This window comes from Arthrobacter sp. EpRS71 (genome assembly GCF_001512285.1).
In the GTDB taxonomy this organism is placed as follows: domain Bacteria; phylum Actinomycetota; class Actinomycetes; order Actinomycetales; family Micrococcaceae; genus Arthrobacter.
This window is the reverse complement of sequence record NZ_LNUV01000003.1, coordinates 371,250-387,157: the sequence shown is the minus strand read 5'-3', so window position 1 is coordinate 387,157 and position 15,908 is coordinate 371,250. Positions and strand designations below refer to the sequence as shown.

Here is a 15,908-nt window from a genome sequence, read left to right as displayed (position 1 = left end):
TGTCCCCCTTGCTTGTCTTCAGTGTCTGATGGCGCGGCTGGCTTCTACTTCTTCAGTAGCTTCCGCAGCGCCACAACGAAGACCACGGCAGCGGTGGCGAAAGCTGCGAGGTCCTTCCACCGGGCGGCAAGCCTTTCGGTGAGGCTCTCCGGGACAGAGTCTCCGAGGTCGGCAAATTTCGCGGCAGCGAATTCCTTGCTCTCCTGGAACTTCCCGTTGGCACTCTCGAGCAACGCCTGTCCCTGCTTCTTGACGTCGAGCTGTTCACCGAGCTCGTCACGCACACCAGTGAGGTGTTCGCGGCGGCGCTTCAGGCGCGAGCGAAGCTCAGCTTCGGTGGGCGCCTTGACGGCGTCCGCTTCCTTGGCGGCTTCCTTGGCAGCTTTTTCAGCCTTGGCCTTCTCTGCGGACGCTTCCTTTTCAGCCTTGGCGGCTTTGGCGGCGGGCGAGTTGGGATCGAGGATGGACTCGTCGAAGTCGGAGCCTTCCTTGGCAATTCCGAGATCATGTTTGATTCCCCGGATGGTGTCCTCAGGAACCAGGGGCATGGCCTTCTTGAACTTGGCAATTCCTATCAGGGATGCGATGGCTACGATCACCAGGAACAACGCCGCAACCACCAGGGCCGCAAGCCAGCCGGGCATGATGGTGGCCAAACCAAGGATCGCCGCGACAACCAGGGCAATGATTAGGAGCGCCAGGAAAACCAGCGCTACTCCGAAGAAGGCGCCGGCGACGCCAACCTGTGTGGCCTTTCGCTTAAGTTCGACCTTCGCCAAGGCGATTTCGTCGTTGAGTTGCCTCGGAGCCAGCCTTGCAACGAGCTTGAGGGTCTTCGGCAAACTACGAATGGCTGGCCCTTGACTGGGCCGGCCTGTGTGACGTCCACTCATGGGTTCCGCCTAACTGCTTCCTCTGGGCATCGTGTAAGGCGAACGCGGCGGAAAACAATCCCCGCATACACCTGTTCTCAAAGCTATCATTCAGGTTCCTGCTGAACTTTCGGGATCGGGCCCCGGCGCGCCCGTCATACGCCCAATAAATATGATCCGGGCCATAGGATAGATGATCGTGACCTCTCCCATTGCTCCGGGCGATTCTCTGAGCCGACGTGAAAAACTTGTCTACATTCTGCTGTTGGGTGCCCTGACTGCCCTGGGTCCTTTCACCATCGACCTCTATCTTCCGGCTTTCCCCGCGTTGGAAGAGAGTTTTGATGTCTCGGCGGCGGCCATCCAGCTCACGCTGACCGGCACAACGGTTGGTTTCGGGCTCGGCCAGCTCTTGGTGGGACCTTTCAGTGACAAGGTGGGTCGTCGACTACCGCTGATCCTGGCCACTGCCGTACACATCGGCTCATCGCTCGGTGCAGCACTGGCCACAGACATCGGAATGCTGTCCTTGTTCCGTGTCCTGATGGGCATCGGTGCTGCCGGAGGCGGCGTCGTGGCCATGGCCATGGTCAGGGACCTCTTTCACGGATACTCCATGGTCCGGATGTTCTCGCGCATGTCACTGGTCAACGGACTGGCCCCCATCCTGGCACCCGTCATCGGGTCCCAGCTGCTGTTGGCCTTCCCTTGGCCGGGCATCTTCTACTTCCTGGCCGGCTACGGCCTGCTGGTGATCCTTGCCTCGATCTTCTTCATCCGCGAGACGCTTCCGGCGGACCAACGGGGCAAGTCCGCCGTTACCGTGCGGCAACGCTACAAAACAGTCCTGACGGACCGGATCTTCGTCGGCATGGTGCTGGTGGGAAGCCTCAACTTCGGCGGCTTGTTCGCCTACCTCTCGGCTTCCACGTTCCTGTTCCAAAACGTCTACGGATTCTCCCCACAGGAGTACGGCATCCTGTTCGGCATCAACTCACTGGGCATCGTGGCAGGCGTGCAGATCAGCTCACGCCTCATCAGACGGGTGGCCCCGCAATGGATCGTGGCTGGAGCAACCCTCTTTATGGTGCTCATGGCCGCCCTGATTGTCGTTTTGGACCTTTTCCATGTGGGCTTGTGGGGCATCCTCATCCCGTTGTGGTTCTACATCTGCGCCACCGGCTTCATGTTCCCGTGCGTTCAGGTCCTGTCCTTGGCCAACCACGGCGCTCAAGCCGGCACCGCTGCATCGCTCCTGGGTGCCTCCCAGTTCATGATGGCCGGTATAGTCCCGCCGGTGGTCGGTTGGCTCGGCGTCAGCTCCGCAGTGCCCATGGGTGCCGTCATGGCCGCTTGCATTACGGGCTCCATTGCCGCGCTGTGGCTGATTGTCCGGCCGCGGTCGGTTCCGTCCATTCATTAGAACCGCCCCCGTAGGCTGTGATCATGACTAATAAACCGCACCGCAACGGCAGGGGCCTTTTCCTTGGCGCCTTGCTTGGCGCCGTCGCCGGTGCTCTTCTCGGTCGCGCCGCCGGCAGCGCGCTGTTTGGTGCCATCCTGGGCGCCGTGATCGGCGCTGCTATCCTCTACCGCGTGAATCCTGGCCCTTGGAAGCGGGACTAGTCGCCCTCCACAGGCGACCCGCCGACGTCGGGAATAACCAAACCCTCCCCTAACTGCCTGCCGCAGGGCAGAATGGTGGCCAGCCGGGGTAACCGGTGCTTGAACCGGTGAAGGGGACATCACATGAGCACGGCTGTTGTCTTTCAGGGCAGTGCGCGCGGCCTGGCAACCCTGCGGAAACTGCCACTGACGCTGGCCTTGGTGGTACTGCTCTGGGTGCTGGGGGCCATATCCGGCAGCCTCATCAACGGTCCCGGCCAAGAGTTGCTGAACCAAGTGGGCCTTGGTTTGGCGGTGGAACCAGGACCTTGGTGGTCAATCTTCACGTCGGCGTTCTTCGCTTCGTCCTTACTCGACTACCTGGCCTGCACAGCGGCGATCCTGGTGGGAGTGGGCATCGCCGAACGCGTCATGGGCCTTTGGCCGGCGCTGGCTGCCTTCGTTGCCGGTTCCGCCCTCAGTGCCCTGGTCCTGGTAGCCCTCGTAACTTTTGGAACTGATGCCAGCGACCAATGGCTTAGTTTCCTGGGCGGCGAATATGTTGTGGGTGCCTATGGTGGCGCTGCCGCGGCGTTGGGATGCTCGACGGCGGCACTTGAGGCCCTGTGGCGTCGCCGCCTGAGGACGTGGCTGCTGGCCGCCACGCTGATGTTTGCCCTGTTTGTTGGCGTCGCCCAAACCCTCCAGGCCCTGGCCGGGGCCGTGATCGGGATCCTGGCAGGGTGGGCCATCCAGTCGCTGGCCCTGCGCCGACGGGCGGGATCGCTGCACTCCTCAAGCCTTCGCGAAACACGGTTCCTGGTGGGCACCGTGGTGGGTGTCTTCGCGGTGGGTCCATTGCTGACGCAGCTGACCGGAACGTGGGAAATCGGCCCCCTGTCCGTCGTTTCCGAAGTAATGCTCCAAGCCAGTCCCGACGCCGACGAGGTTCAGGAAGCGTGTAATAACGACAGCAACTGTGTCACCCTGCAAAGCATCGTGGGCGTCCAGAGCTTTGGCGCGGCGATCCTGACGCTGATTCCTGTGCTGCTGCTCCTTGTCTGCGCCGAGGGATTGAGGCGCGGCCGGCGGCTGGCGTATCGGCTGACACTCGTTATCCAGCTGTATCTGGCGGCCGTGACCGTCCTGTCCATCGTCCAGTACGTCACGGATCCGGGGGTCGCAGTAGGCGATGAGGACGTCGCGTACCTGCTCCTGTACGCGATACCCGCAGTCCTCGCCCCGGTCATCATCGCTGTGATGCTGCTGGTCAACCGGCATAAGTTCCGCGTCGAATCCAGCGATGCCGGGTACCGGGTCCTCGGCCGGACCTCGCTCATCCTTGCTGTGGCAGCTGTGGTCCTCTACGTGGTGTTCTGGTTCGTTGAAGGCAATCCGGGCCGCTCTACGCTGGTGGACCTTGCCGGGCAACTGACCCATATCCTGGTTCCTTTCCCTGTCCCGTTCGTGGTGGCCCTCCCCCAAGGCGTCCTGAGCACCGTGCTGTACGGCCTGGGTGGAGACGTCATCTGGCTCTGCATTCTGGTGCTTGTCCTGAACAACTTCCGGCGGTTCAGGATGATGGCCACCGATCCCGCAGCGGATCTGGGGCACACCCGGGAGCTGTTGCATAATGGCGGCGGCACGTTGTCCTGGATGGCGCTCTGGGACAACAACCAGTACTGGTTCACCCCGGACAGGAAAGCTGGAATCGCCTATCAGGTCCACAACGGGGTTGCCCTCACCGTTGCCGGTCCTTTTGGCGCCAGCGAACACCACGCCGATGCGGCTACGGGTTTCGTCAAGCACTGCGCCAACCTGGGGCTGATCCCGTGTTTCTATTCCGCAACGGCAGAGCTGGATGTCCCACTCCTACCCCATGGCTTCAGGAAACTCGAGGTGGCGGAAGAGACACTCCTCAACGTCCAAGCCATGACCTTCAAGGGCAAGGAATGGCAGAACGTCCGGACCGCCCTGAACCGTGCAGACAAGCTTTCCATCAAAGATCGCTGGTACCCCTACCCTGAAATGCCTCCGGGTATCAGGGCGCAGCTGGCGGAGATCTCCGAAGAATGGGTAGCTGACAAAGCGCTTCCTGAGATGGGCTTCACCCTGGGTGGCTTGAACGAGCTCAAAGATCCCGAGGTGCTCTGCTGCGTGGCCGTGGATGACGACGGACTAGTCCATGGAGTCACCAGCTGGCTCCCCGTCTTCAGCCACGGGGCCATCTCCGGGTGGACCTTGGACTTCATGCGCCGCCGGACCACAGGATTCAAGGGCGTCATGGAGTTCCTCATCGCCTCTGCCGTGACCCACTTCAAAGAGGAAGTACCCCGGATCTCGTTGTCCGGCTCGCCGCTCGCCAACGCAGGCGGCGGTGCCGGGGACGGAGACCGCAGCACCCTGGACCGCGTCCTGGCACTTCTGGGGAACGCCCTGGAACCCATGTACGGCTTCAAATCCTTGGCCGCTTTCAAATCAAGGTTCCAGCCTGAACACCGGACCCTGTACATGTACTACCAGGACCCGTTGGCCTTGCCGTCCATCGGCATCGCGGTGGGTTCGGCCTACCTGCCGGGGCTGTCCCCCACCCAAAGTGCCGGGCTGTTGCGGCAAATGGTAGCCAAAGAGCCAGCCGCATGACGCCCAAGCGGACCGGGCGGCCATGAACGACCTCCTGAAACTCGAGATCAGCGGCCCGGTAGTCATGACGATCGCCGGAGTGATCGGCGTCGTGTTTTTCCTGCTCTTGTTCCTCCGGCCGTCAGCGCGCTGGGCCCTCACTGCGGTCACGGCGGTAGTGGTCGCGGGTCTGTTCGGGTGGTTGACCGTGTGGCTCGTGGAGGACGTCCTGGACGTCTTCCACGTGGGACTGACACCTCGGGTGTGGTTCTGGGCCCTCGCCTGTTTCGCCGCCCTGGGTCTGGCCGTGGTCAGTTTCCGTCGTAGCCCGCGGTGGCGGAAGGTGGTGGCAGCGGTATCGATTCCCGTGTTCATCCTGGTGGCCGCGCTCGGCATCAATACAGAGTTCGGGCTGAACAAGACGCTCGGCTCGGCGCTGGGGATCTCCACGGAGGGCGCCATCCAACTGGCAAAGCCGGACCCTGATGCCTCCACTCCGGCAGGTCCGCTATGGCAGAACTGGAAGCCGCCGGCGGACCAGCCGGCACAGGGCGAGGCCGGCACACAGGTCATTCCAGCCACCGCGTCCGGTTTCACTGCCAGGCCGGCGGGCATCTACTTGCCCCCTGCGGCCCTGACGGCCCATCCGCCCAAGCTGCCCTTGTTCGTCCTCATGATGGGCCAGCCAGGACTCCCTGATCCGCAATACGTGTCTGCTGCCCTGGATCAGTTCGCCGCTAAGAACAATGGCCTGGCCCCCATCGCGATCGTCGCGGACCAGATCGGCCCGGACCAGGATGACACCCTCTGCCTCGACACCGCCAAATACGGCAACGTGGAGAAGTACATCAACGAGGACGTTGTTAACTGGGCCAAAGCCAACTTGAACATCCTCCCGGACCGCGAACACTGGACCATTGCCGGCTACTCCAACGGCGGGCAATGTGCCATTTCCTTCGCGGTCAAATATCCGGAGATGTGGGGCAACGTGGTGGATATCTCAGGTGAGGAATTCCCCGGTGCGGAGGATCCGGCGGGCAACCTGGCATCGATCTTCAACGGCAACCAGGCAGCCTACGACGCGCAGAAGCCCATCAACATCATGAAGGGAAAGCAGTTCCCCAACACAACGGCAGTATTCACTGTGGGCTCGGACGACACCACCTACGTCGCGGCCGCCCAGGCAGTCTCAGCAGCGGCCAGGCAGGCAGGGATGGCGGTGACCTACTACGAGGTGCCCAACGGAGGTCACGTTGGCTTGGCATTGAACGCGGGACTGACCAAAGGATTCGAAGTGCTCTACCCCCGGCTTGGGCTCTCCAGATAGCACTCGCCCTTTTGCAGGCCCCGTACCGGCGATAAAGTGGTGATGTGCCCCCTTGGCCAGAGCTGCAGCCGCTTCCGGCACCGTGGCAGCGTCGGGATGAACGCATCCTGCCGCTGTGGTGGGACCGTCTGTGCTCGGTGACCAGCCCGCAGTCTGCCGCGCTTTACGCCGCCGGGCTTTTCACCGATGACCGTCGCCGCCCGATTGCTCAGTGGTACAACCCGGAAACGGGGGCCGCGCTGCTGGTCGCCCCGGAGACCTCGCCTGAGTGGCCTGTCCAGCGCTTCGGCATCTTCTACGCGCCTCCTGGTGGCGGCTTCACCCGCGTTTACTCAGCGCCCCACGAATGGCATCCCCGGGAGCCAAGGACGCCGCCCACCGAACAGGATTCGTTCATGGCCGCGGTGTCCGAGGCAGCCCGTTTCCTGCAAGTGGAGATGGACTTCGTCTAGGAAAGTCCAGGAAAAAAACGAACCCCGTACCAGCTCTAAAACCGGTACGGGGTCCTGATGCTCCTCCGACTGGACTTGAACCAGTAACCCTTCGATTAACAGTCGAATGCTCTGCCAATTGAGCTACGGAGGAATGAAGCGGTTATGACTTTAGCAAAGGTTCAACCGGAATGCGAAATCGGCACCGCATACCCCTCGGGGTATAAAAATACCCCCGTTCCGAGTGAACGAAACGGGGGTATTGCGCGCTCCTCCGACTGGACTTGAACCAGTAACCCTTCGATTAACAGTCGAATGCTCTGCCAATTGAGCTACGGAGGAATGAAGCGGTTACTAGCTTAACAGGGGCCCGCCGGAAAGTGAAATCGGCACTTTCAGCCATCCGAGCGGAGCGCCCTGCGCTCCATTTCGAGTTGCATCAGCTCACGGTTCAGCCGCTGAAACTCCTCCGGATTTGCCCCCGCGTCCAAGCGCTGCAGCTGCCCCATCTTGTCGGCCTTGATCCTGGTGATCTGCAATTCGAAGAGGCGGGCCAGGATGTCACGGCAGTACCGCTGCATGGCTTCGGCCGTGCTCGCCGGCAGGGGCGTCACCGCCAATTCGGAGACCAACGCGCGCAGGGGCTCGGGGACTTCCTGGCGGACCTGCTCCACCCACGCCACAGGGTCATCCGAGTGGGCCAGGCCGGCAGCCCGCACGGCGGTGTGGACGGCCGCGTAGGCAGGAGTGGTGAATTGCGAGGCCTCGAAGCGCTCCCAGGCTCCCCCGCCCAGCACACCCGGCTCCTGGAGGACCACTTCCAGCGCTTGGCGTTCCATGCCGGCTATGGGGTCCCTGGGATCGGGCCGCTGGAAGACGGGACCGCTCGACGCCGGTGCTGGTGTGGTGGCCGCCGGGCCTGCGGGGCTGGCGGCGCCGCCACCGGTTGCGGCCCGCTTGGCTGCTGCCCCCACGTAACCGCTGACTTCTTCGATGGGCATGCCCAGCCAACCGGCCAGGTTGCGCGTGTATCCGGGCCTCGTGGCGGAGTCCCGGATCTGCGCCACCACGGGGGCGGCTTCCCGAAGGGCAGCCACACGGCCTTCCACGGTATCCAGGTTGTGCCGCCGAAGAGTGGCCCGGATGGCAAACTCGAACAGGGGCTTTCGGGTGCTGATGAGTTCGCGCACCGCGGCGTCACCCTTGAGTTGGCGAAGATCACAGGGGTCTGCGCCGGAAGGTTCCACGGCGACGTACGTCTGGGCGGTGAAGCGTTGGTCTTCTTCGAAAGCCCTCAGGGCAGCCTTCTGGCCGGCGGCGTCGCCGTCGAAGGTAAAGATGACCTCTCCCCCGCTGCCGTCGTCCGAGAGCAGCCGCCGCGCTACCTTGATGTGCTCGGTACCGAAGGCAGTACCGCAGGTGGCCACCGCCGTCGTGACCCCGGCGAGGTGGCAGGCCATGACGTCCGTATACCCCTCCACCACTACCAATTGCCGCTCCTTGGCGATGTTCCGCTTGGCGATGTCGATCCCGTAGAGAACCTGGGATTTCTTGTACAACGTGGTTTCAGGGGTGTTCAGGTATTTGGGGCCTTGGTCGTCCTCGTAGAGCTTCCGCGCGCCGAAGCCTATGGTGTCTCCCGCGATGTCCCGGATGGGCCAGATCAGCCTTCCCCGGAAGCGATCGTAAATTCCCCGGTTTCCTTCCGAAAACATCCCTGTGAGTTTCAACTCAGCGTCCGTGAATCCACGTCCGCGGAGGTGCTTCAGCAATCCGTCCCATCCCTGGGGCGCGTAGCCCACGCCAAAATGTTCGGCGGCGGAACGGTCGAATCCCCGGCCATCGAGGAAGTTGCGCCCTTCGGCTGCTCCGGGGGTCAGCAGCTGCGCGCGGAAAAACTCATCGGCGATCTTGTGGGCGTCCAACAGGCGCTGGCGCTTGCCCACTTCCTCACGGCTGGGACCGGTTCCACCGTCCTCGTAGCGCAGCTCGTAGCCGATTCTGGCGGCCAGCTTCTCAACGGCCTCGTGGAACGAGCTATGGTCCATCTTCTGGACGAAGGAGATGGCGTCCCCGTCTTCGCCGCAACCGAAGCAGTGGTATCTGCCCACTTGCGGGCGGACAGTGAAGGAGGGTGAGCGTTCGTCGTGGAAGGGGCACAGGCCCTTGAAACTGCCCAGCCCGGCGCCCTTGAGGGTGACGTAACCGTCAACGACTTCTTTGATATCCGTGCGCTGGCGTACTTCGTCGATATCTTCACGTTTGATCAGGCCAGCCACGTGACCATCCTAGTCGCTTGCCCCACCAGTCCCCGCCGTTAACGGAACGCAGGAAAGGTTTACCAGAGGGGTTTACCAGAGCGAGGGAAGGCTGCCCACAAGCCGCTCGTACATTGCCAGAGCGGAGACGTCCGTGAGCGAGGCAACTTGGTCGATCACTACCCGCAGCCGCGCTCCGTCGTCGACGGCGTCGCGCCAGTCCGCGGCGAACATCGGCTCCAGGTGACGGTCACCGGTGGCGTTCAAAACACCTACCAAGGCATGCAGCACCTCGCGTTGACGCTCGTACACCGGCTGGCGGTGGTCTGTGGAGATCACAAACGTGGTGGCCAGGCCCTTAAGGACGGCGATCTCGGTGACAGTTTCCTCGGGAACCATGAGTTCGGCGTCGTATCGGGTGAGGTTGGCCGGGCCGAAGTGAGCGCGGGTGGTTTCCATGGCACTCTGGCAGAACCGGCCGATCAGCTGGCTGGTCATGTCTTTCAGGGCGGCCATGGATTTCCGGCTGCCGTCTGCTTCGCGGACCCACACCTTGGTGGCCTCCAGCCGGGCCAGGGCGGCATCAATATCAGCGGGATCGTTGTGCGGCAGGTACCACTGCTTGGTGTAACCCACAACGCGCGCCCGATGGTCCGGGTTTTCCATCCACTTCAACTGGAAATGGCCGGCGACGATCGCATCCTCCACGTCGTGGACCGAGTAGGAAATATCATCTGCCAGGTCCATGACCTGCGCTTCGATGCAGGACCGGTTGCCCGGCGCACCCTCACGCAGCCACTCAAACACGGGAAGATCGTCCTCGTACGCACCGAATTTGCTGGTGCGGTGGCCGTGGATCACGGGGGCGTCGACGGCGGACCACGGGTACTTGGACGCGGCGTCCAGGCTGGCGCGGGTCAGGTTCAGTCCTGCCGGCCTGCCGTCCTTGGCGAGCACTTTGGGTTCGAGCCTGGTCAGCAGCCGCAGGGTCTGGGCGTTTCCTTCGAAGCCGCCGATGGTGTGCGCTACTTCATTCAGCGCGGACTCGCCGTTGTGGCCGAAGGGCGGGTGGCCGAGGTCGTGGCTCAGGCATGCGGTGTCCACCACATCCGGATCGCAGCCAAGGGAACGACCCAGTTCACGGCCCACCTGGGCCACTTCCAGGCTGTGGGTCAGCCTGGTCCGGACAAAGTCATCAGTGTCCGGGGCAACTACCTGTGTTTTTGCGCCGAGCCTGCGCAGGGCCGAAGAGTGCAGGACCCTGGCGCGGTCCCGTTCAAAATCGGAGCGATAGTTGCTCTTGCGCGGCTCTTCAACCCACCGCGCGGAATCTGCCTCGGCGTAACCGGGGATGGCCAGCACAAAATCGTGGGCCGTCCCGTCGTGGCCAAGTATCGCTTCGGTTCCCATGGGTATCTGCCTCCTTCAAGCGCCGGGGTGTGGAGCTTCTAGAGTCAGTCTTACACGTGTGAGGCTAGCCGCCCGAAACGTCCAGCTCCGCAGCCGAGATATCCGCGCTTTGTTCAGCGTTCAGCTGACGGCTCACCAGCCAGTCTTTGGGCAAGGCCGGCTTCTTGGGCGAGCCCGCACGGCCGCGGGGGCCCTCGGAATCCACGCCCGGGTACGGCGAGTCCATGTCCAGCTCATCAAGGTATTCGCGCAGCACCTCGAGGGTGGGCACGGTGGCCAGCTTGGCGCGGAGTTCTCCCCCCACCACGTAGCCCTTGAAATACCAGGCCATGTGCTTGCGGATTTCGCGCAGCGCCTTGTATTCGTCGTTGCCGAAGGTCTCCACCATCAGCTCGGCGTGTCGGTAGACGCCCTCAGCCACTTCACGGAGTCCGGGGCGGTGCCGCTGGTCGCTGCCTTCGAAGGCTGCCTGGAGGTCGCCGAAGAGCCAGGGCCGGCCTTGGCATCCGCGGCCCACCACGACGCCGTCCACGCCTGTTTCGCGCACCATGCGGACTGCGTCTTCCGCGGACCAAATATCGCCATTGCCCAGCACCGGGATGTCCGGCAGAGCCTCGCGGAGGCGCGCAATGGCGGACCAGTCGGCCTGGCCGGAATAGAACTGCGCGGCAGTCCGGCCGTGAAGGGCGACGGCGGCCACTCCTGCGTCGCGGGCGATGCGGCCGGCGTCGAGGTACGTCAGGTGGTCCTCATCAATGCCTTTACGCATCTTGATGGTCAGCGGAATGCCGCCCTTGGAGGCTTCCTTGACCGCTGTGTTGACGATGGAGGTGAAGAGGTCGATCTTCCACGGGAGCGCTGAACCGCCACCGCGCCGGGTGACCTTGGGCACGGGGCAGCCGAAGTTAAGGTCGATGTGATCGGCTCGGTCCTCGTCAACGAGCATGCGAACCGCGGCACCCACGGTCACCGGATCCACGCCGTAGAGCTGCACGGAACGGACTTTCTCGTCCTCATCGTGCGAGATGATGCGCAACGATTCCGGTGTCCGTTCCACCAAGGCACGGGACGTCACCATCTCCGCCACGTACATGCCGCCGCCGTATTCACGGCAGAGCCTGCGGAAGGCAGAGTTGGTGATGCCCGCCATGGGGGCAAGGATCACGGGGGTATCCACGGTGATCCCGCCGAGCTTCAACGGCGGGAGCTCGAGCTTTGGTGCGGGGGGCGTTGCTACTACAGTCACCCATCCATTGTTGCAAATGTGGGCAAATCGGGGGCTGCAAGACGAAACCCGCTGTCGTTCGCCCCGCACACCGTACTCGGGCAGGTCCTGCAAGCACGAGCCGGAACCGGCGTCAGATGGCCTCGTCGGTGCTGCCGCCGCGGCGCTCCGCTTCTCGCTGGGCCCGCCGGCTTCCCGGGCGTGCAGGCTCGCCGGGAGCGTCAAGGCGGGCACCGGCGTCGTGCTCTTCCTGCGGGCCGGAACTTACGACGGCGGCAGCTGCTGCCAGCGAACCGGTGTCCTTAATCTCGTCAGCAGAAACGGTGCCCCCGCCTGCCGCGGCGAGGCGCTTCATGCCCGTGGCCTTCACCACGAGAACAGCGATGAGGGTGGTCACCGGAATCGCGAGGACCAGACCGATGGACCCCACCAAGGTACGGATGACTTCTTCGGACAGCTCGGCACTGGTCAGAGCCTCAGCGAGCGGCCGGTCGTACAGCATCACGATGATGAGGATCGGAAGCGCTGCGCCCGCATACGCGAAGGCGATGGTGTACACAGTGGAGGCGATGTGGTCCCGGCCGATCCGCATGGCCGAGGAGAACAGCTTGCGGGCACTGGTATTGGGTGCCAGCTCGTAAAGCTCCCACACTGCCGAGGACTGGGTAATGGTGACGTCGTTGAGCACGCCCAGTCCGGAAATAATCAGGCCGCAGAGGATGATCCCGGAAATGGAGATCTGCGGTGACATGTTCACCAACGTCGAAGCGTCGTGATTTCCCACCCCAGCCAGGTTGGCGGCATCCGTGGCCCACGCCGCCAAGAGCGCGGTAATGCTGAGCCCAAAAATAGTGCCCAGCAAAGCCGTTGACGTCCGCGCAGAGAATCCATGGGCGAAATACAGGACCCCAATCATGATCACCGTGGAGCCCACCAAAGCCAGCAGCAGCGGCGGCTTGCCTTCCACCAAACCCGGCAAAATGAAGCTGACCAGGACGAAGTACGCACCCACAAGGCCAAGAAGCGCCCGGAAGCCACGCCACCGCGCCACCGCGATGACAACTGCTGCGTACAGGACAGCAAGCAAGGCTATGGGGATGCTGCGGACGAAGTCCACAAAAACGTAAGCGGGAGCGCCGCTGCCGGCGTTGGCACCTTGGACGGCGGACAAGTTGAGGTACCGGATGGAGTCCCCCGCGTCCACACCATGGGACATGGCGACGTCGGGGTTGATGACCACCTTGACCACGTCCCCGCCCTTGTCCGGCTCCGTAAAGGCGAACGTGCACTGGGACCCGCCGGACTGGTTATTCTGGCTGGGATCCGTCTGACCTGTATCGCCTTGGCCGGTAGTGCTTTGGCCGGTGCCGCTTTGGCCGGTCTGCGTACAGCTTTCCACCACCACGCTCTGGATCCGCCCGGTATCAAACGTCACACCGGGGGCGGCCTGGTACGGGCTGGAAAATGTGATCCCCTCCCGGCTGCCGGAGGGCCACAGGACCATCATGGCTATGAGCGTCAAGACGCCCACCGGGACCAGAATGGCCGCGAGAATCCAGTTGGCCCGCTTCCTCGAAGCGAGAGCCTGCGTGGTTGGTTCCGAATTTTCAGAATGTCCGTGGGAGTGACCGTGACCCATCAGCAGCAAAACCTCATGTCCTTAACCCTACGCGGGACCGTGCTCACCGGGGACAAAGTCCGCTGACGCAGGATCCCACGCTTCTTAACGCAGAATCCCACGCTGCCCGGTGGTTCGGGACAACGTGGGATTCCAACGTGCAGAAAGAGAGCCGCGGAGAAACAGTGCTCAGTCGCTCACAATCAACGTATCCGCGCCGCGAACATGGGCCTTCCCGGATTCCACCAGCGGATCAAGAACCGTGCGAAGCGCCGTCATGGACTCATCGACCTCCAACAACACCGGGTGTTGGTAGGCAATGAGTGCCAGCAGGTCCCGGACCGCGGCCGCTGCTTCCTCAGCAGGCAGCAGGGGGTCGTGTCCGAGGAAGACGTCCGAAGGTTCGTCGGAATCGCCTTGCGCATAGCTGATGGCGAAGGCCTGGATCTTGCCCTTGCGGCTGGCAGGAACTCCCTGGCCGAAGGCACTGGCTTTAGGCGCACGCAGGACAATCGCGCCATGGGCTCCTGTGAGGTCGTGCAGGAACAAACGCTGCACTGTGGCAATGCTGAGTTCCCCCGGGCTGTCCCAGTGGTGGACGTGTGAGTAGTACTTGCCCACCACATCGCTCAGCTCCACCGAACCAGTGGCCAGATCCTCCACGCGCTCTGCAGCGGCTTCCTCGGAACCGTCGCCGAAGCGCGGCAAAGACAAAGGCTCCGGCTTTACTACCACCAGCTGCGAACGCTGGATGGGGGCAAGTCCGGCTGCTGCAGCAAATGCCGCACCGGCAGTGTCCGGCTCCACTTTGCTGCGCAGTTTGGAAACGCCCGACGGCGAGTTCCCGGCTTCCCGGCGCAGCATGGTCAGCAGGGTGGCCCCCACGCCTTCTCGGCGGTGGTCCTTGGCAACCTCAACGTACGCCCAGAGCCGTTCCGGGTGCAGCGAAGCTTCATGGACAACTCCGGCCGCGACGGGGATCCGGACACCGTCCACCACGTCCTCCGCCACGATGCAGCGGCGCCACGGCTGGTTGCTCGAAGGCGCCAGTGCTGCACGGAACTGTTCCGCGGGGAGAGTCTCCGGGCCGCCCCAGATTTCCAGGAGGGCGAGGTCGTCGCCGTCCTTCCATTCGCGGTAATCCAAAGCCACGGCTAGGCGCCGATCAGGTGTGCTGCCAGGTAACCCTCAACCTTGTCCAGGGACACGCGTTCCTGGCTCATGGTGTCGCGCTCACGAATGGTGACGGCCTGGTCTTCCAAAGTGTCAAAGTCCACGGTGATGCAGAACGGGGTGCCGATTTCGTCCTGGCGACGGTAGCGGCGGCCGATGGCGCCGGCGTCGTCGAAGTCGATGTTCCAGTTCTTGCGCAGCTGGGCGCCCAGCGCCTTTGCCTTCGGGGACAAGTCCTCGTTACGGCTCAGCGGCAGGACGGCGGCCTTGACCGGAGCCAAACGCGGATCCAGCTTCAGCACGGTGCGGACATCGACGCCGCCCTTGGCATTGGGTGCCTCGTCCTCGGTGTAGGCGTCGATCAGGAAGGCCATGAAGGAGCGGGTCAGGCCGGCGGCGGGCTCGATGACGAACGGGGTGTAGCGCTCGTTGGTGGCCTGGTTGAAGTAGCTCAGGTCCGTGCCGGAGGCCTTGGCGTGCGTGGAGAGGTCGAAGTCCGTGCGGTTGGCGATGCCCTCAAGCTCGCCCCACTCGGAGCCCTGGAAACCAAAACGGTACTCAATGTCCGTGGTGCCCTTGGAGTAGTGGCTGAGCTTCTCCAACGGGTGCTCAAAGAATCGCAGGTTGTCTTCGCGGATACCCAGGCCCGTGTACCAGGACATGCGTTCCTTCATCCAGTACTGGTGCCACTCTTCGTCCGTGCCGGGCTCGACGAAGAATTCCATTTCCATCTGCTCGAACTCGCGGGTACGGAAGATGAAGTTGCCCGGCGTGATTTCGTTACGGAACGACTTGCCGATCTGGCCAATGCCGAACGGCGGCTTCTTCCGGGAGGTGGTGAGGACGTTGTTGAAGTTCACAAAAATGCCCTGGGCAGTTTCCGGACGCAGGTAGTGCATGCCTTCATCGCTGGCCACCGGGCCGAGGAACGTCTTGAGCAAGCCAGAGAATTCCTGGGGCTCGGTCCACTGACCGCGGGTGCCGCAGTTGGCGCAGGCAATGTCCGCGAGGCCGTTCTCTGCCGGGCGGCCCTTCTTTTCCTCGTACTCTTCCTCGAGGTGGTCGGCGCGGTACCGCTTGTGGCAGGAAAGGCACTCAACCAGGGGGTCGGAGAAGACGTCCACGTGACCGGATGCTTCCCATACCTGGCGGGGAAGGATGACCGAGGAGTCCAGGCCTACAACGTCCTCGCGGCCGCGAACCATGCTCTGCCACCACTGGCGCTTGATGTTTTCCTTCAGTTCAGCACCGAGGGGGCCGTAGTCCCACGCCGAACGGGAGCCACCATAGATTTCACCGGCCTGGAAGACAAAGCCCCTCCGCTTGGAGAGGGAAATGACCTGGTCAAGGACGGATTTTGCTGCCAT

The 15,908-nt window shown here is 63.1% G+C and carries 12 protein-coding genes and 2 tRNA genes; 5 read left to right on the top strand and 9 right to left on the bottom strand.

Annotation, left to right across the window (positions count from 1 at the left end; translation table 11 throughout):
• Window positions 1-44: 44 nt before the first annotated feature.
• Window positions 45-893: a phage holin family protein gene (locus tag AR689_RS04545; RefSeq protein ID WP_062067402.1), complete on the bottom strand. Its 849-nt coding sequence runs from the start codon at window positions 891-893 to the stop codon at window positions 45-47.
• 172 nt (window positions 894-1,065) lie between these two features.
• Here AR689_RS04545 and AR689_RS04540 point away from each other — a divergent pair, with 172 nt between their 5' ends.
• The 5 genes from AR689_RS04540 to AR689_RS04520 all read left to right on the top strand — a co-directional run bounded on the left by AR689_RS04540 (window position 1,066) and on the right by AR689_RS04520 (window position 6,878).
• Window positions 1,066-2,295 carry a multidrug effflux MFS transporter gene (locus AR689_RS04540; RefSeq protein WP_062067399.1) on the top strand — a complete coding sequence of 410 codons (1,230 nt, stop codon included), beginning with the start codon at window positions 1,066-1,068 and terminating at the stop codon, window positions 2,293-2,295.
• Window positions 2,296-2,318: 23 nt separating this feature from the next.
• Window positions 2,319-2,498, top strand: a complete 180-nt coding sequence (locus AR689_RS04535) for a YMGG-like glycine zipper-containing protein (RefSeq protein ID WP_024820266.1) — start codon at window positions 2,319-2,321, stop codon at window positions 2,496-2,498.
• A 123-nt stretch (window positions 2,499-2,621) separates the two neighbouring features.
• Window positions 2,622-5,120: a bifunctional lysylphosphatidylglycerol flippase/synthetase MprF gene (locus tag AR689_RS04530; RefSeq protein ID WP_062067395.1), complete on the top strand. Its 2,499-nt coding sequence runs from the start codon at window positions 2,622-2,624 to the stop codon at window positions 5,118-5,120.
• Between the two features lie 22 nt (window positions 5,121-5,142).
• Complete coding sequence (locus AR689_RS04525) at window positions 5,143-6,426, top strand: alpha/beta hydrolase-fold protein (protein ID WP_062067392.1); 1,284 nt, start codon at window positions 5,143-5,145, stop codon at window positions 6,424-6,426.
• Between the two features lie 44 nt (window positions 6,427-6,470).
• Window positions 6,471-6,878, top strand: coding sequence for a hypothetical protein (locus AR689_RS04520; RefSeq protein WP_062067389.1), 408 nt, complete (start codon window positions 6,471-6,473; stop codon window positions 6,876-6,878).
• Between the two features lie 60 nt (window positions 6,879-6,938).
• Here the strand turns inward: AR689_RS04520 and AR689_RS04515 are convergent.
• The 8 genes from AR689_RS04515 to AR689_RS04480 all read right to left on the bottom strand — a co-directional run bounded on the left by AR689_RS04515 (window position 6,939) and on the right by AR689_RS04480 (window position 15,908).
• Window positions 6,939-7,011, bottom strand: a tRNA-Asn gene (locus AR689_RS04515).
• Between the two features lie 115 nt (window positions 7,012-7,126).
• Window positions 7,127-7,199: transfer RNA gene (locus tag AR689_RS04510), tRNA-Asn, on the bottom strand.
• 53 nt (window positions 7,200-7,252) lie between these two features.
• Window positions 7,253-9,136, bottom strand: a complete 1,884-nt coding sequence (gene dnaG / locus AR689_RS04505) for a DNA primase (protein WP_062067386.1) — start codon at window positions 9,134-9,136, stop codon at window positions 7,253-7,255.
• A gap of 72 nt (window positions 9,137-9,208) precedes the next feature.
• On the bottom strand, window positions 9,209-10,525 hold the full coding sequence (locus AR689_RS04500) for a deoxyguanosinetriphosphate triphosphohydrolase (RefSeq protein WP_062067383.1): 1,317 nt from the start codon (window positions 10,523-10,525) through the stop codon (window positions 9,209-9,211).
• Window positions 10,526-10,589: 64 nt separating this feature from the next.
• Window positions 10,590-11,771: a tRNA dihydrouridine synthase DusB gene (gene dusB, locus AR689_RS04495; RefSeq protein ID WP_062067380.1), complete on the bottom strand. Its 1,182-nt coding sequence runs from the start codon at window positions 11,769-11,771 to the stop codon at window positions 10,590-10,592.
• Between the two features lie 112 nt (window positions 11,772-11,883).
• Complete coding sequence (locus tag AR689_RS04490; RefSeq protein ID WP_062068601.1) at window positions 11,884-13,389, bottom strand: YibE/F family protein; 1,506 nt, start codon at window positions 13,387-13,389, stop codon at window positions 11,884-11,886.
• A 168-nt stretch (window positions 13,390-13,557) separates the two neighbouring features.
• Complete coding sequence (locus AR689_RS04485; protein WP_062067377.1) at window positions 13,558-14,520, bottom strand: GNAT family N-acetyltransferase; 963 nt, start codon at window positions 14,518-14,520, stop codon at window positions 13,558-13,560.
• Window positions 14,521-14,522: 2 nt separating this feature from the next.
• Window positions 14,523-15,908 (bottom strand): glycine--tRNA ligase, encoded by a 1,386-nt coding sequence (locus AR689_RS04480; RefSeq protein ID WP_062067374.1) that lies wholly within the window; start codon window positions 15,906-15,908, stop codon window positions 14,523-14,525.

What these genes read in the sequence shown, in the direction of transcription:
- AR689_RS04545 (WP_062067402.1), bottom strand. Translation starts at nt 893, where the DNA reads ATGAGTGGACGTCACACAGGCCGGCCCAGTCAAGGGCCAGCCATTCGT.
- AR689_RS04540 (WP_062067399.1), top strand. Translation starts at nt 1,066, where the DNA reads ATGATCGTGACCTCTCCCATTGCTCCGGGCGATTCTCTGAGCCGACGT.
- AR689_RS04535 (WP_024820266.1), top strand. Translation starts at nt 2,319, where the DNA reads ATGACTAATAAACCGCACCGCAACGGCAGGGGCCTTTTCCTTGGCGCC.
- AR689_RS04530 (WP_062067395.1), top strand. Translation starts at nt 2,622, where the DNA reads ATGAGCACGGCTGTTGTCTTTCAGGGCAGTGCGCGCGGCCTGGCAACC.
- AR689_RS04525 (WP_062067392.1), top strand. Translation starts at nt 5,143, where the DNA reads ATGAACGACCTCCTGAAACTCGAGATCAGCGGCCCGGTAGTCATGACG.
- AR689_RS04500 (WP_062067383.1), bottom strand. Translation starts at nt 10,525, where the DNA reads ATGGGAACCGAAGCGATACTTGGCCACGACGGGACGGCCCACGATTTT.
- AR689_RS04490 (WP_062068601.1), bottom strand. Translation starts at nt 13,389, where the DNA reads ATGGGTCACGGTCACTCCCACGGACATTCTGAAAATTCGGAACCAACC.
- AR689_RS04480 (WP_062067374.1), bottom strand. Translation starts at nt 15,908, where the DNA reads ATGGCAGCAAAATCCGTCCTTGACCAGGTCATTTCCCTCTCCAAGCGG.